The sequence below is a fragment of the Flavobacterium sp. LK-23 genome (assembly GCF_058135255.1).
Genome location: NZ_JBYUVT010000020.1, coordinates 24,012 through 50,540, shown reverse-complemented (window position 1 = coordinate 50,540; position 26,529 = coordinate 24,012). Strand labels below are relative to the sequence as shown.

19 protein-coding genes are annotated in these 26,529 nt (G+C 35.6%); 12 read left to right on the top strand and 7 right to left on the bottom strand.

Going from position 1 to position 26,529, the window contains the following annotated elements; all coding sequences use genetic code 11:
• Positions 1 to 37 precede the first annotated feature (37 nt).
• The 6 genes from AC3Y25_RS21025 (at position 38) to AC3Y25_RS21000 (ending at position 12,812) form a co-directional block, all read left to right on the top strand.
• Positions 38 to 2,392: a mechanosensitive ion channel family protein gene (locus AC3Y25_RS21025; RefSeq protein ID WP_489904087.1), complete on the top strand. Its 2,355-nt coding sequence runs from the start codon at positions 38 to 40 to the stop codon at positions 2,390 to 2,392.
• Between the two features lie 211 nt (positions 2,393 to 2,603).
• Positions 2,604 to 3,191, top strand: a complete 588-nt coding sequence (locus tag AC3Y25_RS21020) for a phage tail protein (protein ID WP_489904086.1) — start codon at positions 2,604 to 2,606, stop codon at positions 3,189 to 3,191.
• 49 nt (positions 3,192 to 3,240) lie between these two features.
• Positions 3,241 to 4,371, top strand: a complete 1,131-nt coding sequence (locus AC3Y25_RS21015; protein ID WP_489904085.1) for an ABC transporter substrate-binding protein — start codon at positions 3,241 to 3,243, stop codon at positions 4,369 to 4,371.
• A 14-nt stretch (positions 4,372 to 4,385) separates the two neighbouring features.
• Positions 4,386 to 10,688 (top strand): MBG domain-containing protein, encoded by a 6,303-nt coding sequence (locus AC3Y25_RS21010; protein ID WP_489904084.1) that lies wholly within the window; start codon positions 4,386 to 4,388, stop codon positions 10,686 to 10,688.
• Between the two features lie 29 nt (positions 10,689 to 10,717).
• Complete coding sequence (locus AC3Y25_RS21005; RefSeq protein ID WP_489904083.1) at positions 10,718 to 12,034, top strand: OmpA family protein; 1,317 nt, start codon at positions 10,718 to 10,720, stop codon at positions 12,032 to 12,034.
• 181 nt (positions 12,035 to 12,215) lie between these two features.
• Positions 12,216 to 12,812, top strand: coding sequence for a Crp/Fnr family transcriptional regulator (locus AC3Y25_RS21000; protein WP_489904082.1), 597 nt, complete (start codon positions 12,216 to 12,218; stop codon positions 12,810 to 12,812).
• 140 nt (positions 12,813 to 12,952) lie between these two features.
• Here AC3Y25_RS21000 and AC3Y25_RS20995 read toward each other — a convergent pair whose 3' ends face one another.
• Genes AC3Y25_RS20995 through AC3Y25_RS20965 form a run of 7 tightly spaced genes read right to left on the bottom strand, consistent with a single transcriptional unit; the run spans position 12,953 to position 19,626 of the window.
• Positions 12,953 to 13,324 (bottom strand): group III truncated hemoglobin, encoded by a 372-nt coding sequence (locus AC3Y25_RS20995; RefSeq protein ID WP_111376616.1) that lies wholly within the window; start codon positions 13,322 to 13,324, stop codon positions 12,953 to 12,955.
• A gap of 30 nt (positions 13,325 to 13,354) precedes the next feature.
• A complete protein-coding gene (locus AC3Y25_RS20990) occupies positions 13,355 to 14,122 on the bottom strand; it encodes an ABC transporter permease subunit (protein WP_489904081.1) in 768 nt (255 codons plus the stop codon).
• A complete protein-coding gene (locus AC3Y25_RS20985; protein WP_489904080.1) occupies positions 14,106 to 14,828 on the bottom strand; it encodes an ABC transporter ATP-binding protein in 723 nt (240 codons plus the stop codon). Before AC3Y25_RS20985 ends, AC3Y25_RS20990 begins: the two co-directional genes overlap by 17 nt.
• Positions 14,825 to 16,057, bottom strand: coding sequence for a nitrous oxide reductase family maturation protein NosD (locus AC3Y25_RS20980; protein WP_489904079.1), 1,233 nt, complete (start codon positions 16,055 to 16,057; stop codon positions 14,825 to 14,827). The genes AC3Y25_RS20985 and AC3Y25_RS20980 overlap by 4 nt, the downstream gene beginning before the upstream one ends.
• A 29-nt stretch (positions 16,058 to 16,086) precedes the next feature.
• Positions 16,087 to 17,088, bottom strand: coding sequence for a nitrous oxide reductase accessory protein NosL (locus tag AC3Y25_RS20975; protein WP_489904078.1), 1,002 nt, complete (start codon positions 17,086 to 17,088; stop codon positions 16,087 to 16,089).
• 54 nt (positions 17,089 to 17,142) lie between these two features.
• Positions 17,143 to 19,116 (bottom strand): Sec-dependent nitrous-oxide reductase, encoded by a 1,974-nt coding sequence (gene nosZ / locus AC3Y25_RS20970; protein ID WP_379800731.1) that lies wholly within the window; start codon positions 19,114 to 19,116, stop codon positions 17,143 to 17,145.
• A 33-nt stretch (positions 19,117 to 19,149) separates the two neighbouring features.
• Entirely contained in the window at positions 19,150 to 19,626 is a 477-nt protein-coding gene (locus tag AC3Y25_RS20965; protein WP_379800732.1) for a c-type cytochrome, read from the bottom strand.
• 125 nt (positions 19,627 to 19,751) lie between these two features.
• Here AC3Y25_RS20965 and AC3Y25_RS20960 point away from each other — a divergent pair, with 125 nt between their 5' ends.
• The 6 genes from AC3Y25_RS20960 (at position 19,752) to ric (ending at position 26,522) form a co-directional block, all read left to right on the top strand.
• Positions 19,752 to 20,117, top strand: coding sequence for a hypothetical protein (locus AC3Y25_RS20960; protein WP_489904077.1), 366 nt, complete (start codon positions 19,752 to 19,754; stop codon positions 20,115 to 20,117).
• Positions 20,118 to 20,189: 72 nt separating this feature from the next.
• The gene (locus tag AC3Y25_RS20955) at positions 20,190 to 21,032 is read left to right on the top strand and encodes a hypothetical protein (RefSeq protein WP_489904076.1); all 843 of its coding nucleotides are present in this window, start codon (positions 20,190 to 20,192) and stop codon (positions 21,030 to 21,032) included.
• A gap of 60 nt (positions 21,033 to 21,092) precedes the next feature.
• The gene (locus tag AC3Y25_RS20950) at positions 21,093 to 23,090 is read left to right on the top strand and encodes a TonB-dependent receptor plug domain-containing protein (protein ID WP_489904075.1); all 1,998 of its coding nucleotides are present in this window, start codon (positions 21,093 to 21,095) and stop codon (positions 23,088 to 23,090) included.
• A 193-nt stretch (positions 23,091 to 23,283) separates the two neighbouring features.
• The gene (gene nadA / locus AC3Y25_RS20945) at positions 23,284 to 24,216 is read left to right on the top strand and encodes a quinolinate synthase NadA (RefSeq protein ID WP_489904074.1); all 933 of its coding nucleotides are present in this window, start codon (positions 23,284 to 23,286) and stop codon (positions 24,214 to 24,216) included.
• A gap of 29 nt (positions 24,217 to 24,245) precedes the next feature.
• Positions 24,246 to 25,760: an L-aspartate oxidase gene (gene nadB, locus AC3Y25_RS20940; RefSeq protein ID WP_489904073.1), complete on the top strand. Its 1,515-nt coding sequence runs from the start codon at positions 24,246 to 24,248 to the stop codon at positions 25,758 to 25,760.
• Positions 25,761 to 25,790: 30 nt separating this feature from the next.
• The gene (gene ric, locus AC3Y25_RS20935) at positions 25,791 to 26,522 is read left to right on the top strand and encodes an iron-sulfur cluster repair di-iron protein (protein WP_489904072.1); all 732 of its coding nucleotides are present in this window, start codon (positions 25,791 to 25,793) and stop codon (positions 26,520 to 26,522) included.
• The last annotated feature ends 7 nt before the right edge of the window (positions 26,523 to 26,529 follow it).

Genomic DNA, 26,529 nt, shown 5'->3' with positions numbered 1-26,529 from the left:
AAATTACATTTGAGCTCCCTAAATAAGCCCATAAATTATGATTATTAGCAAAAAGACTTTTTATTTTTCCGCTCTATTTTTACTTCTATTATTTTCGCAGTTTAACTACGCGCAACAGCAACAAACCGTTAAAAAAGAAAGCCGCGGAAGACTATTTAACGACTCTACAGCCACAGACAGCGATTATTTAATGGCCATTGAAAAAGCCAGCGAAGTATTAGAATCTGCCTACAATGATATTGATTTTGCAGGCGATACACGTCATCTTTTTGGCGATATGAAACGTACAGAAAGCAAGCTGGATTTAATCTTAGCTAGTTTAAAAGGAGCAAATCCGAATGTGCGCAACCAACAGATGTACCGACTGGTTCTACAAGAAATCCAACAAGAATTAGAAGAGCAGAACAAAGCAATTAATGCTAAAAATCTGGATCTTGAGAACATCAAAAAACGTGTAATTGATCTTCGTAAAGACAAAACTTTAATTAGTTTATTAAAAGATACTATTCGTCGCAAACAGTTTCAGAAGGAATTCGGAAGTCTTAGAAAAAGATATCTTGCCACTGATAGTTTAATGACGAGTAACCAGACTACTTTAAACAATAAAAAACGACTTACCGTACAGCGAAAAATTTCTGTTTCTAATGCTTTGGTGGCCGTTGAAGGAAAACTGGAGAAATCTGGAATCAGTATTTTCAATAAAGAATATCCTTCTTTATGGCAGATTAACGATTCTGCAGCAAAGAAAAAAGTAACACACAATATAAAAGCAAAAATCATAATTGAAGAAAATGTTGCCGCTTATTACTTAGGTTACAAAGCAGGGGGACTTATTACGCTATTTTTCTTTATGGGTCTTTTATTTTGGTATATTTCTCGAAATATCAAATACCTTAATACAAACGGTTATGCTGAAAACCTACAGCTTTTAAACTTTAAATATTTAAATCGAGGTGTTTTATTGCCTGTTTTAGTCATTGCACTAAACATTGCTGTAGTGACCAATTTATACGCTCCTGCCCTATTTTTAGAATTAATTCAGCTTTTCTTGCTTGGGGTTTTAATCTTCCTTTTCAAAAATCAATGGTCTGGAGTTGCCATGAGAAATTGGCTTTTCTTGTTAGGATTGTTCTTTGCTCTTTGTTTCCTAGACTTGTTTATTACAATCGGATTATTGCAGCGATTTGCTTTTGTAGCGATTAATATTTTAGGCATTCGTTACGGTTTGGTTCAGATTAAAACACTTAAAGAAGAACTTTATATAAAAGGCTTTTTTAAATGGGCAAGTATCATTTTTATTAGCTTGAATGTCTTGTCTATTCTTTACAATTTATTCGGAAGAGTTTCTCTCTCTAATATGTTAAGCATTACAGCTTTTATATCGCTTACTCAAATTGTTGCTTTAAGTGTGCTTTTGAAGATTATTTTGGAAATTATTTTGCTTCAAATCTATACGACTAGAGTAAAAAGAGGAATTGAAAAAATGTTTGATTACGAAAGTTTATCAGACACTTTGAAAAAGCCATTTATTATTGCCATTAGCTATATGTGGCTGATTGTAATTGCTTCAAATTTGAACATCTGGGAATCACTTCGCGGTGCTTTAGCGAAGTTATTAAGCCATCCAAATACCATTGGAAGCATTACGTTTACTTTAGGCAATGTTGTTTTATTCTTTATTATTATTTGGGCGGCGCACTTACTACAGAAATATGTTGCTTATTTCTTTGGCGAAATTGACGATGAAAACGAAGAGAACATCAATAAAAGACAGCATTCCAAATTGCTTATTACGCGATTGGTTGTTTTAATAAGCGGTTATCTGCTTGCAGTTGCAGCTTCTGGAATGCCATTAGACAAATTGAGTATTCTTTTGGGAGCTTTAGGTGTCGGTGTCGGACTTGGGCTTCAGAATGTGGTGAATAATTTTGTTTCGGGAATTATTTTGATTTTTGATAAGCCAATTCAGGTTGGAGACGTTGTAGAAATTAGTTCAGAATCTGGTCGAATAAAGTCTATGGGTCTTCGTACCACTAAAATTAATGCTCCAAACGGCGCTGAAATTATTATTCCGAATGGTAACTTGTTATCTCAAAATATCACTAACTGGACGTACACTGACAATTTTAAATTGGTTGAAATCACTTTTGAAATTAATGGAGAAACAATTCCAGAAGAAATTAATACTGTAGTAAATGAAACGCTTGCTAATCTTCCATTAGTAAACAATTCAAAACCATCACAAATATATTACAGCTCAATTTCTGATGGTAAATATAAACTTCTAATCAAGTTTTGGTGCAGTATTTATCGAACGGAAGAAACGATAAGTTCGGCGCGACAGGAACTTTATATCAGTTTTAAAAATAAAGGATTAACTTTCTCCAGTTAGATTTAAGACAAAAAAGGCGGTAATTGATTACCGCCTTTTTTTATGCCATACAATTTGCAATTTTTTCTATCTTTTTATAGTAATATGTTAAATAATAGCATTTTACTAAAAACAGGTAAAAACCCGTGTACCCAGAATTTAGTTATAAAGTAATTTAGCATTGTAGTAAAATACTACGAAAACTAACATTAACTATTAAATCTTAAAAATTATGATGGAAGTATACATGGGAACAATTTTGAGTTTCGCATTTAATTACCCACCTAGAGGCTGGGCTGCTTGTAATGGCCAGCTGGTAGCAATCACTCAGAATTCAGCTTTATTTTCATTGCTTGGCACAATTTATGGCGGTGATGGTGTCACCACATTTGGTTTACCTGATCTAAGAGGAAGAACTCCTATTCATTTTGGTCAAGGACCAGGTTTAAGCAATTTTGTAATAGGACAAAAAGCAGGTAGCGAAACGATGACTTTATTAACGCCAAACATGCCTGCCCACGTACATAGCCTTACAACTGGTACTGTTTCATTAGCTTTAACAACTAATTCTGCAACTGGAGGAACGATTTCTAACGACACTGATAATGGAAACAACTCTTTATCTTCAGGTGGTTCAACACCAAATATCTACAGTGAACCAGGAACTGGAACTGCTAAAATAGGCGGTATTTCTGCAACTGCAACTTTAGGAGGAAGCACAAGTATAGCTGGAGGCACTCAACCTTTTGATTTACACAGTCCATATCTTGCTGTCAATATGTGTATTGCATTATCTGGGCTTTTTCCATCTAGAAACTAATAATTCAAAATAGAGGCAAAAAATGCCTCTATTTTTTTAATCTCATTTTATGGATAACGACATTAAGATAGGTATTTTAATTCCAAAGTCGCAACAGTATCCTTCATTAGATAAAGATTTTATAAGGGGTTTAAAACTCAATAATTTAAATGTAAAATTTTTTGTAGAGAGTATTGGTGTTGGCGCTGATGAAAAACTAATAATTGACAAAATTCAGAAACTTAACTTTCAAGAAGATGTATCAATTATAATTGGTTTTATGGGACATTGCAACATGTCTGAGGTTTATAATTATGCTTCTAATAATGATATCTTATTTTTGGCCGCAGATTTAGGAGCAACAACTCCTTATCGAACATCTGAATATGAAGGTATATTTATAAATTCATTAGGACTAACAGATTCTTGCTATTATTTAGGACAATACTTTACCGCTAAAAAATATCAAATAGCCTCTTCTACTTCATTTTATGATTCAGGATATGGTTTGCTTGCTGCATTAGAATATGCATTTAAAGAAAAAAATCAATTTACGGGACATTATATTACTCCTTTTATGCCAAGAGAAAATGAAGCATTACATATGGATCACACTATAAATACACAGCAACCCAATGCTGTTTTTGCGTTTTATAGTGGTTTATATGCTGAAGAGAATGCTACTTTTCTGAAACAAAATAAACTTACTCAAAAGTATCCTTTTTATGTAACTCCTTTTTTTATTAACGATAAAATTTTGGAGGAGTATAAAAATAATCCTTCTGAGCTTTATGTAGTGAGCAGCTGGATGCAAAATGATACTACTTCAACCAATTTCACTTCACTTTATAAAGAGGTTTACAAAGAGATTCCTTCTTTCTTTTCAGTTTTAGGATACGAAAATGGATTAATATTAAAGAATATACTTTTAAATGCTGACAGTTTAAAAACTAGCTCTTTAATTGAAGAAATGTACAAATTAGATATTGATGGACCAAGAGGTAATATCCGATTTGATACCACAACCAACAGAACACTATTCAATCATTATATATACCAATTAAATTTGGATTCTTTTAACACTATAAGCTTTAGAAAAATTGAAACGTTATTAAACGATGGCGGTTTTATTAAAGCTTTTGCCTCACTAACAAAACCCGACCATATAGGAGGCTGGGACAATGCTTATCTATGTCATTAACTAAATTGTATGTTATGAAAAAAAAATTACTCTTATTTTTTACGTTCTTTTGCGTCTTTGGTTTACATCAAAATATAAAAGGACAAACTTTAGGACCCGGTGATATTGCTTTTATCGGCTTTGATACTGGAGGTCTAGATGGTTTCAGCTTTATAGCCCTAAAAAATCTACCAGCAGGAGAAATTATATACTTCACTGAAGAAGGGCTCTATGCAAATGGCTGGATAGGCAGTAACGAGCCACACATCAAATGGACAATACCTGCTGGCGTTACTTGTGGAAAAATCATTTCTTTTATAGAAACTTCAACAAACAATATTTTTACAGTAACAGGCGGATCAGTGGCTGATTTTGTAATTAATCCAGAAGGTCCCGTTTACAGTTTTAACTTATCTTCAGGAGATCAAATGCTTGCATACCAGAGTGTTAGTAACACCATGAGACCCGTAATTTCACCAACTACCATAACTTTCTTAGCAGGTATTCATGGCGATTTTAATTCTTCCAATTATGACCCTGATACACATTGGAATAATGACGAAGTTTTATTAAATCTCGGCGGTGCTGAAAGTATCATACCACCGGGATTAACTAACGGAGTAAATTGTGTTGCCTTATTTCCTGGTGTAACAGAGCCAAGTCAATATTTCGCAAAATATACAGGTACTTTAACTGGTACTTCTACTGCTTTAAGAGCAAGTATCAATAATTATTCTAATTGGACAATCACATCCGCAAGTACAACTCCTCCTGGTACTACCCAAGGAATTTTACCTAGCAACTATTCTCCAAATTTAACTTGTACATCAGTTCCAACAGTAACTACAACAACTCCTGCTACAAATATTGGAGCACTAACTGCTACATTAGGAGGCTTTAACAATAATGGTGGCGATACTGGTACTCTAGATAGAGGTATCGTTTGGTCATTAACGACAAATCCTGTGATAGGTGGTGGTGGAGTAACAAAATTATCAACGGCTACACTTAATGGTATTGGTGCTTTTACCGTAAATGTAACTGGACTTCCTCCAGGAATACCGATATATTATAGAGCATATGCGGAAAATTCAGTAGGAATTGGATACGGAAGTACGGCCTCATTTACAACTAATGCAGCTCTATCTGCTACACAATCACAAACAAATACTTGTAATGGTACCAATAATGGGACAGCGACAGTAGTTCCTGCGGGAGGAAAATCACCTTATACTTATGCATGGTCTAATGGTTCGACTACTGCAACAATAACAGGTTTATCGCCATCTAATTATTCTGTTAATATAACAGATGGCGAAGGAACTTTGATATCCAAAATCTTTAATATAGGACAAGATTCAGCTATACAAGGAACAACCAATATTACTAATGTATCTTGTAACGGAGGCAATAATGGATCTATAGACCTTACTCCTTCAGGTGGCAGTGGATCTTACACTTATAACTGGGGAGGCGGAATAACAACTCAAGACAGAACAAATCTTGCTGCAGGTACATACTCCGTAACCATTACAGACTCGAACAATTGCAGCGCAGTTGTAAGTAATATTGCGGTTGGTCAGCCAACAGCGCCTTTAAGTTTACTAACTGGAGGAGGCAAAACAGATGCTTCTTGCTTTGGAGGTGGTAATGGTACTGCAACCGTTGCGCCAACTGGAGGAACTTCTACTTATACTTATTCTTGGAATACAACTCCTGTTCAAACAACTGCTACCGCAATAGGGCTTATTGCTGGTACTTATACTGTAACGGTAACTGATGCTAATGGATGCCAAGCAACCAGAAGCTTTACCATTAATCAGCCTGCAGCAGCACTAAGCGCCGCAACTGGTGGAGGGAAAACAGATGTATCTTGCCGTGGAGGTAATAATGGTACTGCGACTGTTGCGCCAACCGGCGGAACTCCTAATTATACGTACTCATGGGATACAACTCCTGTTCAAACAACTGCTACCGCAGTAGGACTTATTACAGGTACTTATACTGTAACGGTAACTGATGCTAATGGATGCCAAGCAACCAGAAGCTTTACCATTAATCAGCCTGCAGCAGCTTTAAGTGCAGCAACAGGAGGAGGAAAAACAGATGTATCCTGCAATGGAGGCGCTAATGGTACTGCAACTGTAGCGCCAACTGGGGGAACTCCGGGTTATACCTATTCTTGGAATACTACTCCTGTTCAAACAACTGCTACAGCAACAGGACTTGCTGCAGGTACTTATACGGTAACGGTAACTGATTTTTATGGATGTCAAACAACTAGAAGCTTTACGATTAACCAGCCAGCAACATCTTTAAGCGCATCTCCAGCTGGACAGACCGATATTTTATGTAACGGATATGCCACAGGATCTGCAACTGTTAGTGCAACAGGAGGAACACCAGGTTATACTTATTCATGGTCTCCATCAGGAGGAACTGCTGAAACAGCAACAGGTCTTACTGCTGGAACTTACACTGTAACGGTTACTGATGCTAATAGTTGTCAAGCAACACAATCCTTTACTATTACAGAACCAGGGGCTTTAGTTGCAAGTCCAGCAGCTCAAACCAATATAGCCTGTCGTGGCGGTCTAACTGGATCTGCTACTGTTACTGCAACAGGAGGAACAGGAAGCTACACTTATTCTTGGGCACCTTCTGGAGGAACTGCGGCAACAGCAACAGGACTTGCTGCCGGAACTTACGTCGTAACTGTTACTGACGCTAATAATTGTCAAGATATTCAATCATTTACACTTATAGAGCCCGCAACGGTACTTACAACCACAGCAGGTACTATAAACAATACTTCGTGTTATGGAGGCGCTAACGGAACAGCAACGGTTATAGCATCAGGAGGAACTCCTAGTTATTCTTACTCTTGGAATACAAATCCCGTCCAAACAACTGCTACCGCATCAGGACTTTCTGCTGGTACTTATAGAGTAACGGTAACCGATGCTAATGGCTGTACAGCAAACAGAGACTTTACTATATCCCAGCCACTTGCTCTATCAATAACTCCAAGCCAAACTAATGTTTCTTGCAATGGAGGGACGAATGGTACGGCTACGGCATCTGTTAGTGGAGGAACTGGAACTTATACTTACTCTTGGTCTCCTACTGGAGGAAATGCAGCATCAGCAACTGGTCTTCAATCTGGTACCTATACGGTTACAGTTACAGACGCTAATAACTGTCAGATTACACAAAGTTATACTATCGACCAACCAGCAGTCCTAACAGCAACACAATCACAAACGGAAGTTTTGTGCAATGGTTCTGCAACAGGTACAGCAACAGTTGTTGCCTCTGGCGGATCTCCTAACTATAGCTATTCATGGTCACCATCTGGAGGAACTGCTGCAACAGCAACTGGATTAGCCGCTAACACCTATACTTGTACCATCACAGATAACAATGGTTGTTTCATAACAAAAACATTCATTATTACTCAGCCAGCTGCTCCATTAACTGCTACTACTTCTCAAAATAACGCTACCTGTTCAACAGGTGGACAAGCAGGTGTGTCACCAGCTGGTGGCACGCCAGGTTATAGCTATCTTTGGTCACCAGGAGGTGAAACAGCACCTATCATTACAGGTAAAGCAGCAGGTAATTACAGCTGTATAATTACAGATGCAAACGGATGTTCTATTACCAAGAACTTTACTATCGGTACAACTAATACGCTCGTTGCTAGCACCTTTAAAACTGATTTACTTTGTAATGGAGGAAACACTGGTTCTGCTGGCGTAGTTCCCTCTGGAGCTCCTGGGCCATTTACTTATGTTTGGGCTCCTTCTGTCAGCGCTACTGATACAGCGGTAAATCTTACCGCAGGAAACTATTCGGTAACGATTACTTCTTCAAACGGATGCTCTATTGTGAAAAACTTTACAATTACTGAACCTTCAGCACTTAATATAACTCCATCGCAAACAAATGTTAGCTGCAACAGTGGATCAAACGGATCTGCTTCTGTAACCGTAACTGGAGGAACTGGAACTTATACCTATGCATGGTCTCCTTCTGGAGGAACTGCAGCAACTGCAAATGGACTTTCGGCTGGAACTTACACTGTAACTGTTACAGATGATAATTTATGCTCCAAAACACAAAGTTTTACCATAGCAGAACCTGACGCACTTACTCCATCAGTATCTCAAACAGATGTTTCTTGTAATGGTGGTTCAAACGGATCTGCAACTGTAAGCGTTACAGGAGGAACTGGTACTTATAGCTACCAATGGTCTCCTTCTGGAGGAACTGCTGCAACCGCAACAGGCCTATCGGCGGGAACTTATAGTGTTCTTATAAAAGATAGCAACTTATGTGAGACAACAGCAAGTGTAACAATTATTGAACCTGCTTTACTTACTGCGACAATAGACAAAACAGACGTTTTATGCAATCAAGCAAATAACGGAACAGCAACTGTAACTGCTTCAGGAGGAACTGGAACTTATACGTACTCTTGGTCTCCATCGGGAGGAACTGCTGCAACAGCAACTGGATTAAGTCCGAACACTTACTCTGTTACCATAACCGATGCAAATGGATGTTTTATAACAGAAACTGTACAAATTACAGAACCTACGGCTCTTTCGGCTACAAACACACAAACAAATGTATCTTGTAACGGAGGAAATAATGGTACCGCATCTGTAGTGGCTTCTGGAGGAACAGGAAACTACAGCTATTTATGGGCACCTTCTGGCGGAACTGCTGCAACTGCAACTGGCCTTACAGCAGGAACTTATACCGTAACCGTTACAGATGAAAACGCATGTTCTGTTACCAATACAATTGTAATTACAGAACCAAATGCTTTAAATTTAACATCGACTCTTGCAGAAGTTTCATGTTATAATGGAAATAATGGCTCGGCTACAGTAAACGTAACTGGTGGAACAGGTTCTTACTCCTACTCTTGGTTTCCATCTGGAGGAACGGCTGCAACAGCAACGGGTCTTACAGCAGGAACTTATACTGTAACGGTAACAGACGACAATTCTTGTACTGCTTCATTAACTGTAGAAATATTGCAGCCTGCAAATCCTGTTACTTTAAATACTGCTGTTATTTCACAAATAACAGCAAGTGGTGCTTCTCTATCTGGAAGTGCATCTTCTAACGGAATAAATACAGATAGCGGATCTTGTTTAACAGAAGTTGGATTTGTATATGCACAGCACGCAAACCCAACTACAGCAGATACTAAAATCAATATTTCTGCCGCATTAGGAACATTCACAAATTCTTTATCTGGACTTAGAGGAAATAGAACTTATTACGTTAGAACTTATGCGATAAATAGTAATGGTTTTGTGAATTATGGAAACGAAGTTAGTTTCACGACTCAAAAATATACTCTTACTATAACTGCAGCAACAGGACATACAAAAGTATACGGTACAGAAGATCCTGCATTTAATTACACACCACTAGGTTTTGCTAACGGAGATACACCTTCAATAATTACAGGTCTGCTTTCTAGAGATGCTGGTGAAAATGTTGGAAAATATAATATTAAGTTAGGATCAATTAGCGCTGGTGCAGATTATACAATTGCTTTTACTGGTGCAGAATTTGAAATTACTAAAGCGGACCAAACAATCACTTGGGACCAAACTTTAGAATTTGGATGTATAGATTCTAATAACGTAGCCTTAACTGCAACAGCAGACAGCGGATTGCCAATTTCGTACACTATTGCAAGTGCAGCATTAGGAACAATTTCTGGATCAACATTAAACATCACTGGATCAGGAAGCTCAACAATTACAGCTGTACAAAACGGTGATCAAAATCATAATGCTGCTACAGCGGTTGTTAAGCCAATAGGAGTTAGCCATTCTGGACTTGTAACACAACAGTGGGCAAATGTGCTATTCTTTGATAATAAATCGAACAATTACGTGGCATGGCAATGGTATAAAAACGGAGTAGCTGTTTCTGGTGCAACTCGTCAATATTATAGTGAGGTTCAACCTTTAAACGGAAGCTATTACGTAATTGCAAAAGACAAAAACGGAAATTCAATTAAATCTTGTCCAATTGAGACTACAGGAACAGTTTTTACCAAAAAGATAAAAATCTATCCAAACCCAGTTAAACCTGGAGCTGAATTTACTTTAGAGTGTGATTTTAGCGATTCTCAATTAAATGGATCTGAGGTGGTTATTTATGACATTACAGGAAAATTAGTTCAGACTATTTCAAATGTAAAAGCCAAAAATGAAATCATCGCTCCATCGCAGGCAGCCTTATATGTTGTCGTTCTTAAATTGGCAAACGGCCAGTTAAAAACAATCAACTTATTGGTGAAATAAAAATGAGATTTAATTTAAAATTACAAGCAATGAAAATTAAAACCACAATAGCCATACTACTTCTGTGTAGTGTCACAATAAAAGCGCAGGAAATTAATGTCAAGATTAATGGAGGTCCATCAGGAATTCTTTATGATAGTACTTTTGGAGATGGCAAACTCAAATTTGGCGGAGGAATAGGTGTCGGTTACACCTATTTCTTCAGCAGCCACTGGGGAATTTCGACAGGAATAGATGCAATGTACAATCAGAATAGTTTTGAACTAAAAAACGGAACAACAATTTCGACTTATGAAGTTGATGACCAAACTTCTGCATTTGAGTATCAAGTAACCCCGACAAACTACAAAGAAGATCAGCATTTCATTTCTGTTGCGGTTCCGCTTATGATGCAGTACAGAACATCAATTGCATCTCAAACTCAACTTTATTTTGGGTTTGGAGGAAAAATTCTGTTTCCAGGAAAACAAACCGCAAAAGCTTCTGCATCAGAATTGCAATTGAGCGGCTACTATCCTGATATGAATCTTTTAATTGATGATCTGCCTTCTCACGGATTTGGTAAAGTAACCAATTGGCAAGATAAAGCAACCGTAAGCTTAGATCCTTCTTTTCTTTTAAGTGTTGAAACAGGTCTTACTTTCAAACTAAAAGAAAATACGCAGCTTTATACTGGTGTATATGTAGACTATGGTTTGACAGAAATGGCAAAAGAAAATGCCAATCTTAACATTGTTGCGTACAACCCGAGCGGATTGGATAACATTCAAGCAAATGGTACGAGTGGCAATAGAAAAATTGTTCAAGAAAGCCGTTACTTCTCTGCAGGTGTTCAACTGAAATTAGGTTTTATGCTAAATAAAAACAAGCCAGAACCAGTAGCCGTACAACAAAAAGAAGAAGTGGTAACTAAAACTGAAACACCTGTTCAAGAAAAAGCGCCTGTGCAGCAAAAAGTGGTTGAAACTCCACCAGCTAAAAAGGAACTTACCACAACTGAGCGCACATATGTTGAAAAACCGCTTGCTTTCCAAGAAGTCGGTAACACCGATGTAACGCCACAATTGGCTACAAGATTGGATGAAATTGCTAAAATTCTAAAATCAAATAAAGACATAGATCTAAATATTACAGGATATACTTGTGATATAGGAACAGAAGCACGCAATCTTGAAATTGGAATGAAAAGAGCGCAAGCAGTTTCAGATTATTTACAAAATAAAGGAATTGAATCTAATCGCATGCATTTATTTTCGAAAGGTGAAAGCGAACCTTTGGTTCCAAATACTCCAGCAGAAAATAGACCGCTGAACAGAAGAGTTACTCTAACATTAGTAGATAGATAAATTCTGAAAATCTATAATTTTAAAAAGCATGAAAAGAACTTCCTTTTCATGCTTTTTTTTTGATAAAATTCAAAAGCTAACAATTATCATATTTTATTCTCCTCTTTAAAACGTTCTTTGTCTTAATTAAAACTATACCAATTACTTAACCAATCGTTTACAACGTATTAATTGTTTTGTCATGCACATTGATACTGACTTACTTTATACTTGGGGAGCTGTAGCCAAAAAGATTCCTAAGAACTCCATTATCTTCTTCGAAAATGATGTTGCCATTTCTTACTATCAAATTTTAGAAGGGACGGTAAAAATGAGCTATACCAACGAAGATGGCAAAGATTTAACGGTTGGTATTTTTAATGAAGGTAATAGTTTTGGCGAACCACCACTTTTTATCGGACAACCCTACCCTGCTTCTGCAATTGCTCAAACAGATTGTATCATTTTAAAATTATCCAAAAACAGTTTTTTTTCTTTTCTTGAAGAAAATCCAGAAATGCAATTTAAAATACTTAAACTATTTGCATGGAAAATCTATAACAAAATTGTTTTTTCTAAAAACATAGTCAATCATAAGCCCGAATATCGTATTCAGTATTTTTTAGATAATCTAAAAAAACAAAATAACATAGCCACATCAATAAAAATGAAAATTCCGTATACGAGACAAGAAATTGCTGATTTTACAGGACTACGGGTAGAAACCGTAATACGCACATTATCACTTATGAGCAAGAACAAAAAAATTGAAATTATAGATCACAAATTATTTTATTAATTTGATATCTTATGATTTGAGTCATACCAAAACAAGACGATTTTTTCTTTTTTTGTATAAGGTTAAAAGAAATTATTAATTCATCTCTTATATCTTTAAAAACTAAAAACGGGAACTTTTTTTGAGTTCCCGTTTTTATATTAAGAAATGACTTTGTTCATCATCCATTTAGAAATATTCTCTGCCCTTACTTTTATTTCATCGGCTTTTTCACCTTCAAACAAATCATCTACTGTTTTTTTCCAAAGTTTGGTCCAATGCTTAAAATGAGCTTCTGTAAGTGTACTTTTCTGATCCAACATTCGATGTTTCAACATAGGGTTTCCGTCAAAATTTCCGGTATGAAAAATAATATTATCCCAAAAATCATACATAATCGGAAGGTGTTTCTGCCAATTGACCATAGCAACCTCAGTAAACAAATACCCTATGGTGGAGTCTGTTTTTACTTTTAAATAAAAAGCATCGACCAATACGGTTATATCATCTTTATTTCTAATATCTGTTTTCATATTTTTTGATTCTGAGTGAATAATAAAATATTAAAGATCCTTGCGGTCAAATTTTCTAATCGAAATTAGAAACGGAACCGCAATCCACAAAACGAGTAACACGAAAGAAACTAACAAACCACTAGCTGTTCCAAAAAAGTCTTTAAAAATAGCTCCTGTATATCCCATCATGGCAGACTGATCTAAATGCAACAATATCTGTATTCTGGCCAAATCAATAGGGCTCGAAGCTGTAATACCCACCATGGCTTCTTCTATTGGATATTCTGCAAACTGAAACAAAAGGAACAATACCAAAGCATCAAACAATATAGCGAAATACATCCAAAATAAAATGGCCAAACCTATTCCTTTTGCTTTATCGCGAGTTAGAATACAGCTCAAAAAAGCCAATGATACAAAAACAATCGAAATTAAGCTTCCCGACAAAAGCATCATCAAGCCCGCCATTCCTGATGCATTTAATAAAAGTGGAATTCCTGCACCAAGAAAAAAAGCTAAAAACATTGCAATGGCAAGACCTGCAAACAAACTAATCCATATTTTTTTTCTTTTGATGGGCTGGCTAAGCAAAAGCTCTATAAATTCTGAACTATTGTAAATATAAATAGTCGAAAAAAGAATAGATACCAACGGAACGGTAAATAAAATAACATTCAAAATCGTCAGTAAACCTTTGGCAGTATTGTCTTCAAGCATAAAAGATCCCCAAGAAAGCAATGCCAGAATTAAGGTATAACTCACAATAATCTTATTTTTAAGAATATCTAATAATATAATTTTAATTATTCTGTTCATGCTGTTTCTCTTTTAATATAGTAGCAATAGATTTCGAAATTTTAGTTTCGCCAGTTGATTCCAAAAGATCTGTAATCGTTTTATGAAAATGTACTTTTCCGTCCTGCATAAAAATAATCTGGGTAATCATATCGTCCAATTCACTCAACAAATGTGAAGTAATCAAGATTAGCTTTCCTTTGTTTTTCTCTTTTATGATTTTTTCTTTCAGAATTTCTGCCGCCAACGGATCTAGTCCTGCTGTGGGTTCATCTAGAATTAAAACATCGGGATTAAAAAGAAAAGCCAATGTTGCACTTACCTTTTGCGTTGTTCCTCCAGAAAGCGTTCTCATTTGCTTCTCACTCATTTTATCGAGCTTAAAAGCTTTTATCAAATCTTCATCCAATTGGTCTTTCGAATTTCTAATCTGCTTGATCATTTCTATAATCTGAGCAATGGTCATATGATCAGGATAACGGCCAATTTGCGGCATATAACCAATTCTTTTTCGGTATTCAAACTTCTTTAAAATAGATTCGTCATGCAGCAAAATGTCGCCACTGTCGGGTAAAACCATTCCTAAAACAGATTTTATTAAAGTGGTTTTTCCACAGCCATTCGGACCAATTAAAGCGATGCATTCTCCGGCTTTAAACTCGAGGTTTACATCTTGCAAAACCTGTAGTCTTCCAAATTTTTTATTTATATTTTTTAACGTAATCATAATAAAAGAGATTTTATTTCGGGAGATTCATCAACAAAATTATCAGGCGTAATACTTGGCAGGATTTTCTCTGATTTGTCTAAAAGCGTAATCATAAAACTTCGAAACAAAAGCATCGCCGACGGATTATTCTCTGTAATTACAGCAAAAAGGCTTAGCGGATGAAAAGGCACATCGCCAATACCATCCCGGTTCAAATCATAGCCTTCATATTTATCCCAGTAATTATTATTGAAATGATTTAAAACTAAACTACCGTTTGTGCTGATATCGAAAGTATTCGAAAGAAAATTATTAAACGAGATCACATTTTCCATACAACTTGCCTGAACTTTCATTCCCCAGCCATTATCCTTAAAAATATTCCGTTCCAATTTTACACGGCTCGTCCCTTCCATATAAATTCCTGAAGTGTTGCGGATAAATTTATTTCCATTTATATAACTATCCGAAATTTCTTTAAGCAGCAAGCCGTAAGCCGCATCTCCCCAATTCTCCTCGAAATAATTGTTGAACATTTTTACATTTTTGGTAAACATTACTGCTACTCCTGCTCCATTATTTTTAAAGACATTTGAAATATAGGCATCATCATTAGAAAACATAAAATGAAGACCGTAACGTATATTGGCTTTAGAAACATTTCGCCAGATTACAGAATTAGAAACAAATTCAAAATAAATTCCGTCGCGATGACCAGAAATTCTATTTCCTATAATCTGCATACTCTCGCTTTTCCAGCAATGAATTCCGTTTCCAATACGCTGTTCTTCCTTTTGATAGGCTTTTATAGTATTGTTTTTCACAATGCAGTTAATACCTTTTTGAACATAAATTCCAAAAAAATTATTCTCTAGAAAATTGTCTTCTACGACAACTCCTGTTTTGTTGTATATTTTAATTCCACAGGGATCATTCAGGGAGGCATACCCTGAATTGATAACTTTAAATCCAGAAAAAATTACGCTATCGGCTTTAATAGAAACTACTTCATATTTTCTTTGTCCGTCTAGAATTGGCCAGTCTTTTCCCTGCAGAATTACTTTTTTATCTACAATTATATTGCCTTCGCGGTAAACTCCTTTATTTACTATAATGGTATCACCAGATTTTGCGAGTTCGATCGCCTTTTTAATGGTTTTAATCGACTTGTCTCGCCCTACTTCAATCTTCTGAGACCAAAGACAGTTTAAAAAAAATAAGAGTGAAAGACAAAAATGTAGCTTCATGATTTTATATTTTAATTTAAGACCGTATTTTACTTATTCAAAATTGCTGTCCATTCTTTTTCCTCCCCTTTTGATTGTACTTCAAATGCTTTGGCTTCACTTTTATTGGTAAAAGCGGCTGTATTACCATTCATTGGACTTTTTATCGTTCCACCCCAAACAAAAAAAGCGCTTTCAGCAGGAATCAATTCGTTGTTTTTTGTATAATCATGCACGTAGTATGCCTTAATCTTAGTGTTTGCATTGTCTCTGCAGTAATGTGACATACACGCAATATCATCAAACTTGTAAACTCTCCCTTTTTCTGTAATAATTTCTGCGCCATGTCTTCCATCACTAATTCCCATCATACAAAAATCGCAGTTGTCAACATTTAGTTTAATAGGAACAGGTTTGTCGCTAGAGCATGAAAAAAGAAAAACGGGAACCAGCAAAATGCCCAAGAGCCGACCAGATGGTTTAGCATACTTTTCTTTTACAATAGCAGCAAAAAGCAGTATTCCAACTGCAATAAGCATGCACCCTCCTAGATCGGGAATTGAATAGGCGCCAAAGTTTAACAATTGCTTATACCCCAACATTGGAGGCTGATAGGCCATTCCAGGGACTCTAATTGCAGCATTCGGATCAAGATTATGTCCATATTCATAATTCCATCTATAGAAATCGCAGGCAGACAATATTCCAAACAGCACAAAAGAAAAGAAGAATACAAAAAGTCCTTTTCTATTTGCTTTCCATGCACATAGTATCGAAATAGCGCCTAATCCAGCTAAAATAAATGGTAGAACTTTAAACTCAATAAAATCTTCTGTATGCAACGTTTTCATTCCGATATAATGGTTCAACCCGTTGATAATGTCAACATCCCCGGCAATTTTAGAGGCGTGAAGTTTTAAGGCCAAACCTTCAGGATATTGTGGCGCCGTAAGCTCTATTCTCCAGATCGGAAAAAATATAGCCCCAATCAATAGAAGTCCAGACAAGAAGAGCGCAATTTTGGAAAAAGCGGTTATTTTTTTATATCTCATAATAATTCAAAATAAAAGGGAACAAAGAATACTTTGTTCCCTTATGGTTACTGGCTATTCTTTTGGTAGATTGGTACCTACACTATAAGTAATTGGAACATTACTTCCTGCTGGTGAAACTCTCACATAACCTTGCATTTCTTGGTGCAGTGCACTACAGAAATCGGTACAATAAAATGGGAAAATTCCTTTTTTCTGAGGAACCCATTTTAATGTTAAGGTTTCTCCTGGCATAATAAGCAACTCGGCAGTATTAGCTCCTTTAATTGCAAATCCATGAGGCACGTCCCAGTCTTGTTCTAAATTCGTAACATGGAAATAAACTTCGTCGCCCACACGAATTCCTTCGATATTATCTGGTGCAAAGTGAGAACGAATACAAGTCATATAAATGTGTACTTTATTACCTTCTCTCACTACCTTAGTTTCTTTTTCTCCTTTAGTAGCATAAGCATGGTTATTCTCTGCAATTTTGTAATACTTCAACTGTCCGTTATTAATCACTTTTTCTGCGGGAATACCTTGTGCATAGTGTGGCTCGCCAATTGTTGGATAATCTAGAAGCAATTTCATTTTATCTCCACTAATATCAAATAACTGAGCACTTTGTGCCAATTCTGGACCAGTTGGCAAGAAACGGTCTTTCGTAATTTTATTGTAAACCACCATATATTTTCCAAATGGCTTTTCTGTATTTCCACCAGGAATCATTAAGTGTCCTGGAGAATAATAAGTTGCTTTTCTGTCTAAAACTTTTAAATCTTTGATATTCCATTTAACCACTTCAGACGAAACAAACATTGTAGTGTAAGCATTTCCTTTTCCGTCAAACTCTGTATGTAAAGGCCCTAAACCTGGTTTTTGAACTTCTCCATGAAGAGCAGCTTCGTATTTCACAACTGGAATTCCAGCATAATTGCCATCAAATTGTTTTTTAGCAATAGCATCTTTCAATTTTGTAAAACTGAATACAGGAATTAAAGCCGCTAATTTTCCACTACCTACAATATATTCACCTGTAGGATCAATATCGCAACCATGAGGCGATTTCGGACAAGGAATCATATAACAGATATCTTTAAGCTCAGAAGCATCAAGAGTAAGAACTTCATTTTTAATCTCAGATTTAGCAGTTTGAGTTTTTTCATCCCAAGTATTGTGAGCATATTTTGCAGGAATTCGTTTTCCTTTTCCAGCTTTAATATATTCCTCTGCTTTTTTCCAGTTTACCGCCATGATAAAATCTTTATCATTTTTAGAAGCATTAACCTCCAATAAAGTATTAGCTTGTTCTGTATTATAGCAAGAAAAGAAAAACCATCCATGAGATTCTTTTTTACCAGGGTGGCTAAGGTCAAAATTTACACCTGGAGCTACAATTTGAAAAGCAAGATCCAATTCTCCTTCTTTTCCAACTTTTACAAAACTCAGATATCCTTTAAAATTTTTCTTGTAAGTATTAATTGGAACATCTCCATTATCATTATCAGCAGGAACGCTGAAACGGCTTGCTCCTACTACATACTCTGTGTTTTGGGTAATAAAAGGAGAAGAGTGATTTCCTCCACAGTTTGGAAGTTCAATAATTTCTGCTGTCTTGAACGTTTTCAAATCAATACGTGCAATACGTGGCGTATTATTGGCATTGGCAAAAATCCATCTTCCATCAACTTCTCCATTGGTTTGTGACAAATCCAAGTGATGCTGATCATCCCAAGGCACATAACCATGCGAAGTATTCAACATAGGTTTTGTTTCTTCGCTGTACCCGTAACCACTTTGCGGATCTTCAGAAAACACCGGCATCACTCGTAACAATCTTCCGCTTGGAAGTCCGTATACACTCACCTGACCGCTAAATCCGCCCGATACAAAGTTGTAAAATTCATCATATTTTCCAGGTGCCACATATACTTTTGAGGCCGCATCGCCTTCAACAGCATCCGTAGAGTCTTTTGGTTTACACGAAACAAAAAGAGCACACCCTAACGTAACAACGAAAATCGATTTTAAAAATTTATTTTTCATAAGGCTATTTATTTTTGATTTTGATTTCTTTATTTATTTTACCCCATCATTCTGGCGCATATATTCCAAGATAGATCTTGCTTCATCTTCCGTTAATCCTTGATTAGGCATACGAATCATGCAAAGCTCTAATTGCGCCTGTAATTCAGGATCTTTATCAATCATTGGGTCTGGATTGGTAATAAAATTCATGATCCATTGAGGTGTTCTTCTTTCTGTAACTCCTTTCCATCCAGGTCCAACTAATTTTTCGTCAGTAGGTTTATGACATGAGGTACATTTTACTTCAGCCGTTTTAAGTCCTTTTTCAGCCAGTGCTTTATCTAAAGAAGCTCCTAACTCAACTGTTTCATATTTCCCGATACCTCTTTTAGGATCGTAGGATTCTGCATCAGCTGTTTTTTCTGTAGGCGCAGGAGCTGAAAAATCCTGATCGGTATTTGACTTTTCTTTTCCGCACGATACCATAAGGAAAAAACCAAACATTGTTAATAGGAATAATTTGTTCATGACTTTGTTTTTTTAATTGTTAAACTTTTGATCAAAATTCTAAAACTTGTTTTTCACAAAGTATGATTACAATCATATCCTCAAAAAAAAGTTCATAATACCTTCGTATTCTCAAAAAACAACCAATGAAGTTTTGCGTTTACATATTTTTATTTGCAGTTGTGTTTAGACCCGCTTTTCCGTTTTTGGATTACGTCGTCAACTACCATTACATCACAACTGAATTATGCGAAAACAAAAATGCTCCCGAACTTCACTGTAACGGAAAATGCCATTTGAAAAAAGAGCTGGCAAAAAGCTATAAAAATGATACGCCAGCTTCTAACGAAAAGAAAAGTGAAACAGAAACTCTAGTGCTATTTATGGTCAAAATTCCAGTATTTTACTTTAATGAAAACAGGGTTTCCCATTTCATAATGCATACATTTTACAACAACTTATATTCTCATTTAGAGGCCGTCAATATCTTTCGTCCTCCTATTATCATCTGATTTTATTTGATTTTTTTTCCTTCCGAATAGTTTCGGCAGACCCTTTATTATCATTACTTAAATCACAATCACATGAAAATTTTAAAACACACAGCACTTTTATTTTTATCAATTGTTTTATTCTCTTGCTCTTCTGATGATGCTTCAGAAATTCCAGCAGATGAAACCACGGGACTTCATAAAATACAGGAAATCGCAAATGACACTCATACAATAGAGTTATTTTCATCAACAGGTTCTTTGGTTCAGGGATATAATCATGTTTCTCTTCGAATAAAAGACAAGAAAACCAACACTTATATTCCAGATGCCGAAATCAGCTGGACACCGTTAATGCATATGGCCATGATGCAGCATTCTTGCCCAAGATCGGAAGTAGAAAAAGTAGACAAGAAAACGATTTTTGAAGGAGATATTATCTTTCAAATGGCGCAAAACGAAACGGAATATTGGGAACTAAGCATTTCATACAAAATTGATGGTGCCAGTTATACCGCAACCGACAAAATAAATGTTCCAGCATCGGCAAAACGTACCGTAAACTCATTTAAAGGAAGCGATGGAAACAATTATTTAATTGCTTACATCGCACCATCTTCTCCAAAAGTGGCACTAAACGATATGACAGTCGGTATTTATAAAATGAAGGATATGATGACTTTTCCTTTCGTTGATAATTTAAAAGTCAAAATAGATCCAAGAATGCCAAGTATGGGAAATCACGGTTCTCCAAACAATACAGATTTGCTTCAATCTGAAGCCAATGGCTTTTATAAAGGAAAACTTTCTCTAACTATGACAGGATATTGGAAAATAAATCTTCAGATTTTAAATGCTGATAATGAAATTCTAAAAGGAGAAGCGGTTACAACAGACAATCCGTCAAGCAGTCTTTATTTTGAAATTGAGTTTTAGATCTAAAAAACAACAAGAAAGAGGCAAAACACAATTTGTCTCTTTCTATTAAAGTATGAAATGATGAAAAATCTAACAGCACTCTTTTTGGCTGTGTTTTCAACAATATGCTGGGCGCAGGAAAAAGCAAATGATAGTCTTGAAACCGTAAAACTAAATGAAATAATTGTCATTGGAAATAAACCTTCTTTACATCTAAAACAATCAAAATCATTGACTTCTGTAGAAGAATATCTCTCAAAATCATCAAAAGTAAATATGATCAAAAGAGGAGCCTATGCTTGGGAACCAGTTATAAATAACATGGCTACAGAACGCACCGTGATTACGATTGACGGAATGCGCATATTTGGCGCGTGTACCGACAAAATGGATCCAATTACTTCTTATGTTGAGGTTTCAAATTTGGCCGAAGCCAGTGTAGCATCTGGACAGCAGGCAAGCTGTCACGGTGCCGGAATTGGCGGATCTGTCGATTTAAAACGCAATCAGTTTAGTAATAAAAATACAGGCTGGAACGGTAGTTTAAATTCTGGTTTTGAAAGCAATAATCTTCAAAAAATTATTGGTGCGTCTTTAGGGTATAATGATTCTCAATTTTATACCCATATCGATTTTATGCATCGTGATGCCGATAATTATAAAGCTGGTGGCAATAAAGAAGTCCCTTTTTCTCAATTTACCAAATACAATATTTCTGCTAGTGCAGGTTATTTTATAAACCAACAAAACCTTTTAGAAGCCTCTGCAATTTATGACAAAGCCAATAATGTTGGCTATCCAGCACTTCCTATGGATGTTTCTTTGGCTGAAGCTAAAATTGTATCTCTAACTTATAAATACTTGCCAAAATCTAATTTCGTAACCAATTGGGAAACAAAAGGATATTTTAATTCTATAACGCACAAAATGGATGACACCAAAAGACCTAGCGTACCCATACATATGGATATGCCAGGCTGGTCTGATACGTACGGCTATTACTCAAGAATTAAAGGAAAATTTGAAAAGCATAGTTTTCTAGCTGACTTAAACGGATTTTACAATAAATCGATTGCCGAGATGACAATGTATCCTTCAGATCCCAAAGAAAATCTGATGTTTATGTATACATGGCCCGATGTCAGAACTTTTTACAACGGATTGTCTTTAGAAAATAATATTAAAATTTCTGAAAATGATCAGCTAAGAATTGGTGCTAATCTCGGATTTCAAAACAATACCGTAGCGAATGATTTCGGATTAGCGAGTCTCCGCATTTTTTATCCGGAAATGGATGCTTCAAAAAACCGTTTCTTAAAAAGTTTTGCAGCAAATTATACCAAAAAAAACAACATGTTTGAGTTCGGATTTGGTTTGGCTTACGCCGAAAGAGCACCTTCTGTATCTGAAGGCTACGGATTTTATCTCTACAACAGCAGTGATTTTTATGATTATATCGGAAATCCAAATCTAAAAAATGAAAATGCTCTTGAAGGAAACTTTTCTATTGGTTATAAAACATCGCAATTAACCGCAAAAATTACAGGTTCTTATTTCTATTTTTCTAATTATATAATAGGTAAAATCGACCCGAATACGCTTCCTATGACTATTGGCGCTTCTGGAGTAAAAAGATATGAAGCTATAGATAATGCCAAAATATTGAATACCGACTTTAATCTGACTTACGACTTTTTAGAAAATTGGCAATTCAAATCACAACTTACTTATAGCACTGGAAAAGATAATGATGGAAACAATTTGCCCTTTATAAGTCCGATCAAATACAGCGCTGGAATCGACTTCAAGAAAGAAAATTTTAATGCTGGAATTAGTGCTTTAGGAAATCTGGCTCAAAATGAATTTGCCCAAACTTACGGACAAACCAAAACGCCAGACTATCTCATTTTTGGATTTAACGCTGGATATGCTTTTCATTGGAATCAAAACATATTGAAACTGCAAAGTGGTATTGAAAATATATTGGATCGATATTACACCACTTATGACGACTGGAATAAAATTCCGCGAATGGGTCGCAACATTTTCATCAATCTTACTTTCAGTTTTCATTAAAAATGAAATTATAAAGGTTAGCATATAAAAACAAAAATTAAACAGTATGATTAGAATCATGTTTTGAAAAAAATGATGATAATATATTTACCCTATTAAAATTATGTATTAAAATATATTTTGATACAAGCTTAAAAAATAAATCCCCAACAGCTTTATAGGTTAGAGAAGCCGAAAACACAAAGAATAAAAAATGAACAAGAATTTTTTAGTACAGGAGATCATCCGATTGAAAAAAGAAAAAAATGCCGTTATCCTGGCTCATTATTATCAAGATGAGAATATTCAGGAAATAGCAGATTTTATTGGAGACAGTCTTGAATTGGCTAAAAAAGCTCAAAACACAAATGCTGATATTATCGTTTTTGCAGGAGTTCATTTTATGGCAGAGACGGCAAAAATTTTAAATCCAAATAAAAAAGTAGTTCTACCAGATTGGAATGCTGGCTGCTCTCTTGCAGATGGCTGTCCTCCGGAAGATTTTAAATTATTTAAAGAACAGCATCCCGATCACATTGTGGTCACTTACATTAACTGTTCTGCAGAAATTAAAGCCATGAGCGATTTAGTTTGCACATCGGCAAATGCCAAAAAAATAATCGAATCTATTCCAGTAGAACAAAAAATAATATTTGCTCCAGATGAAAATTTAGGTAAATATCTTCAAAAAGAAACCAAGCGCGAACTTGTCTTATGGAAAGGCTCATGCGTTGTGCACGAAGCCTTTTCATTAGACAAATTAATAGAAATATATAACAAAAATCCGACTGCAAAAATTGCAGCTCACCCGGAATCTGAAAGTCATATTTTAAAAGCAGCACATTTTATTGGCTCAACTTCGGGAATTATTAATTTCATTAAAACGGATCCTGCTGCCGTTTTCATTGTGGCCACAGAAGCCGGTATCTTGCATGAGCTTACAAAAGCGGTACCTGATAAAACGTTGATTCCGGCTCCTACCACAGAAGACAACAGCTGTGCTTGTAGCGAATGTGCTTTTATGAAAATGAATACACTCGAAAAATTGTATTTGTGCCTTAAAAATGAAAGACCAGAAATGCTGATTAAAGATGAGCTGAGAATAGAAGCATTAAAGCCTATCAAAAGAATGCTTGAATTATCATAAAAAACGCAATAACCTTAAATCAAAATAACATGCTTAAAACAGATATACTTATAATCGGTTCTGGTATTTCGGGATTATTTTTTGCCATGAAAATAGCAAAAAAACGTCCAGATTTATCTATTGTTATAATGACGAAAGAAACAGCCAAAAATACCAATACACAGCTCGCTCAAGGCGGTATTGCTGTAGTTACAGATCATTTAAAAGACAGTTTCAACAAACACATACATGATACGCTTCGTTCTGGAGGTGGTTTGTGCGATAAAGAAATTGTTAATATGGTGATTACGCAAGCTCCAGAAAGACTTCAGGAATTAATTGAAATTGGAACTTCTTTTGACAAAGATGAAAAAGGCCAATGGAATCTAGGTTTAGAAGGAGGACATTCACAACACAGAATATTACATCATAAAGACAGCTCCGGACAGGAAATTGAGAGTAAACTACTCAAGATTATTAAGAAGATGCCCAATATTGAACTCTTAGAGAATCATATGGTCATTGATATCAATACCGAAACAAAAAAAGCTAAAACTACTTGTACCGGAGTCTTCTTTTATGAAAAAAAATACAATCGCATCAAATACATGAGAACTCGTACTATTGTTATGAGTACAGGCGGATGCGGACAGCTTTTTGAAAATACAACAAATCCGAAAATTGCAACGGGAGACGGACTTGCAATGGCAGCACGCGCGGGAGCAGAAATTGCAGATATGGAATACATGCAGTTTCATCCAACTGCTTTATATACCGGAAAAGAGAATCCACTGTTTTTGATTTCGGAAGCTGTTAGAGGTTTTGGCGCTCATATTGTAAATGATGAAGGAAAAAGATTTTTATTTAAATATGATATCCGAGGCGAATTGTCTACTCGAGATATGGTTTCAAATGCCATCAGTAAAGAACTTCAAATAAGCGGAAAAAATCATGTTTATTTAGACTGCAGACATTTAGATCCAAAAGCTTTTTCGAATCAATTTCCTGTCATCACGGCGCATTGCAATGAGTTAGGCATTAGACCTGAAAAAGATTTAATTCCAGTTGTTCCAGCTGCACATTATCAATGTGGTGGAATTAAAGTAGATCAAAATGGTGTTACTTCTATTAAAAATCTCTACGCTATTGGAGAATGCGCTAGAACAGGTCTTCATGGTAAAAACCGTCTGGCATCAAACTCTCTTCTTGAAGCTCTGGTCTTTGCACATCAGGCTTCAGAAAATGTAGACAAAACTATTGCCGAATTTATTTTTTCAACCAAAATATTAATTCCGAAGTTTCCAAAAGCACATCAAATCGACGATTACCTTGCTTTTGAAATACTTAAAAAAGAATTGCAAAAGCTCGTTACTTCATTTTATACAAGTGAAGAACGCGATGGCGAATTGGCTTTTGAAAAAATAAAAGAGCTTCATAATTATGCCGTTTCGCTTACAGAAACACACGAAATTACGATTCCGTTTATCGAATTTTCAAATATGATTGCTGTTTCTTTATTGATAATTAAGCAATGTAAAACTGCAACGGACCAAAAAATATGCTGAAACCAAAATTAATCTATACCCCTAACCATTATGAAATTAACAAGCAAAACAACCATTGGTGAAATCGTAGCAGATGATTTCAAAACAGCAGCCATTTTTACAAAATTCCATATCGACTTTTGCTGCAAAGGATATCGAACAATCGAAGAAGTTTGTAAAAAAAGAGACATACAAGAAAGTGTTCTTATTGAACATATTGAAAAAGCAAGAAGCAGTTCTGCCAATCAGTCTTTTGATTACAAAAGTTGGTCACCCGACATGATTGCAGATTATATAACCAAAACCCATCATAGATATGTAGAAGAAAAATCTCCTGTTATTTTGGAGTATTTAAATAAATTGTGCGGTGTTCACGGTGCGATTCATCCAGAGCTTCATGAGATCCATACTACTTTTTCTAAAACGTATTTGGATCTAACAGCTCATATGAAAAGAGAAGAGTTGGTTGTTTTTCCTTTTATCAAAAAAATGAAAATCGCACACAGTAAAGGTCAAGAACTGGAAACACCGCCTTTTTTATCTATCGAAACTCCAATAATAACATTAAAAGAGGATCATGTAACCGAAGGACAGCGTTTTAAAAGAATTGCGGCATTAACCAATAACTATACCCCACCTCTTGGCTCATGCAATACTTATAAAGTTGCTTTTCTGATGCTGGAAGAATTTGATAAAGATTTAAAAAAGCATATTCATTTGGAGAATAATATCTTGTTTCCAAAAGCAATTGAACTTGAAAAAACATTTGAAAAAGTGTCTTAAATAAAAA

Bases quoted from the DNA above. Each gene is read 5' to 3' on its own strand.
- nadB (WP_489904073.1), top strand. From the start codon at position 24,246: ATGCTTAAAACAGATATACTTATAATCGGTTCTGGTATTTCGGGATTA.
- AC3Y25_RS20955 (WP_489904076.1), top strand. From the start codon at position 20,190: ATGAAAATTTTAAAACACACAGCACTTTTATTTTTATCAATTGTTTTA.
- AC3Y25_RS20980 (WP_489904079.1), bottom strand. From the start codon at position 16,057: ATGAAGCTACATTTTTGTCTTTCACTCTTATTTTTTTTAAACTGTCTT.
- AC3Y25_RS20960 (WP_489904077.1), top strand. From the start codon at position 19,752: ATGAAGTTTTGCGTTTACATATTTTTATTTGCAGTTGTGTTTAGACCC.
- AC3Y25_RS20950 (WP_489904075.1), top strand. From the start codon at position 21,093: ATGATGAAAAATCTAACAGCACTCTTTTTGGCTGTGTTTTCAACAATA.
- nadA (WP_489904074.1), top strand. From the start codon at position 23,284: ATGAACAAGAATTTTTTAGTACAGGAGATCATCCGATTGAAAAAAGAA.
- AC3Y25_RS21020 (WP_489904086.1), top strand. From the start codon at position 2,604: ATGATGGAAGTATACATGGGAACAATTTTGAGTTTCGCATTTAATTAC.
- AC3Y25_RS21010 (WP_489904084.1), top strand. From the start codon at position 4,386: ATGAAAAAAAAATTACTCTTATTTTTTACGTTCTTTTGCGTCTTTGGT.
- ric (WP_489904072.1), top strand. From the start codon at position 25,791: ATGAAATTAACAAGCAAAACAACCATTGGTGAAATCGTAGCAGATGAT.
- AC3Y25_RS21000 (WP_489904082.1), top strand. From the start codon at position 12,216: ATGCACATTGATACTGACTTACTTTATACTTGGGGAGCTGTAGCCAAA.
- AC3Y25_RS20990 (WP_489904081.1), bottom strand. From the start codon at position 14,122: ATGAACAGAATAATTAAAATTATATTATTAGATATTCTTAAAAATAAG.
- AC3Y25_RS20995 (WP_111376616.1), bottom strand. From the start codon at position 13,324: ATGAAAACAGATATTAGAAATAAAGATGATATAACCGTATTGGTCGAT.
- nosZ (WP_379800731.1), bottom strand. From the start codon at position 19,116: ATGAAAAATAAATTTTTAAAATCGATTTTCGTTGTTACGTTAGGGTGT.
- AC3Y25_RS20975 (WP_489904078.1), bottom strand. From the start codon at position 17,088: ATGAGATATAAAAAAATAACCGCTTTTTCCAAAATTGCGCTCTTCTTG.
- AC3Y25_RS21005 (WP_489904083.1), top strand. From the start codon at position 10,718: ATGAAAATTAAAACCACAATAGCCATACTACTTCTGTGTAGTGTCACA.
- AC3Y25_RS20965 (WP_379800732.1), bottom strand. From the start codon at position 19,626: ATGAACAAATTATTCCTATTAACAATGTTTGGTTTTTTCCTTATGGTA.
- AC3Y25_RS21025 (WP_489904087.1), top strand. From the start codon at position 38: ATGATTATTAGCAAAAAGACTTTTTATTTTTCCGCTCTATTTTTACTT.
- AC3Y25_RS20985 (WP_489904080.1), bottom strand. From the start codon at position 14,828: ATGATTACGTTAAAAAATATAAATAAAAAATTTGGAAGACTACAGGTT.
- AC3Y25_RS21015 (WP_489904085.1), top strand. From the start codon at position 3,241: ATGGATAACGACATTAAGATAGGTATTTTAATTCCAAAGTCGCAACAG.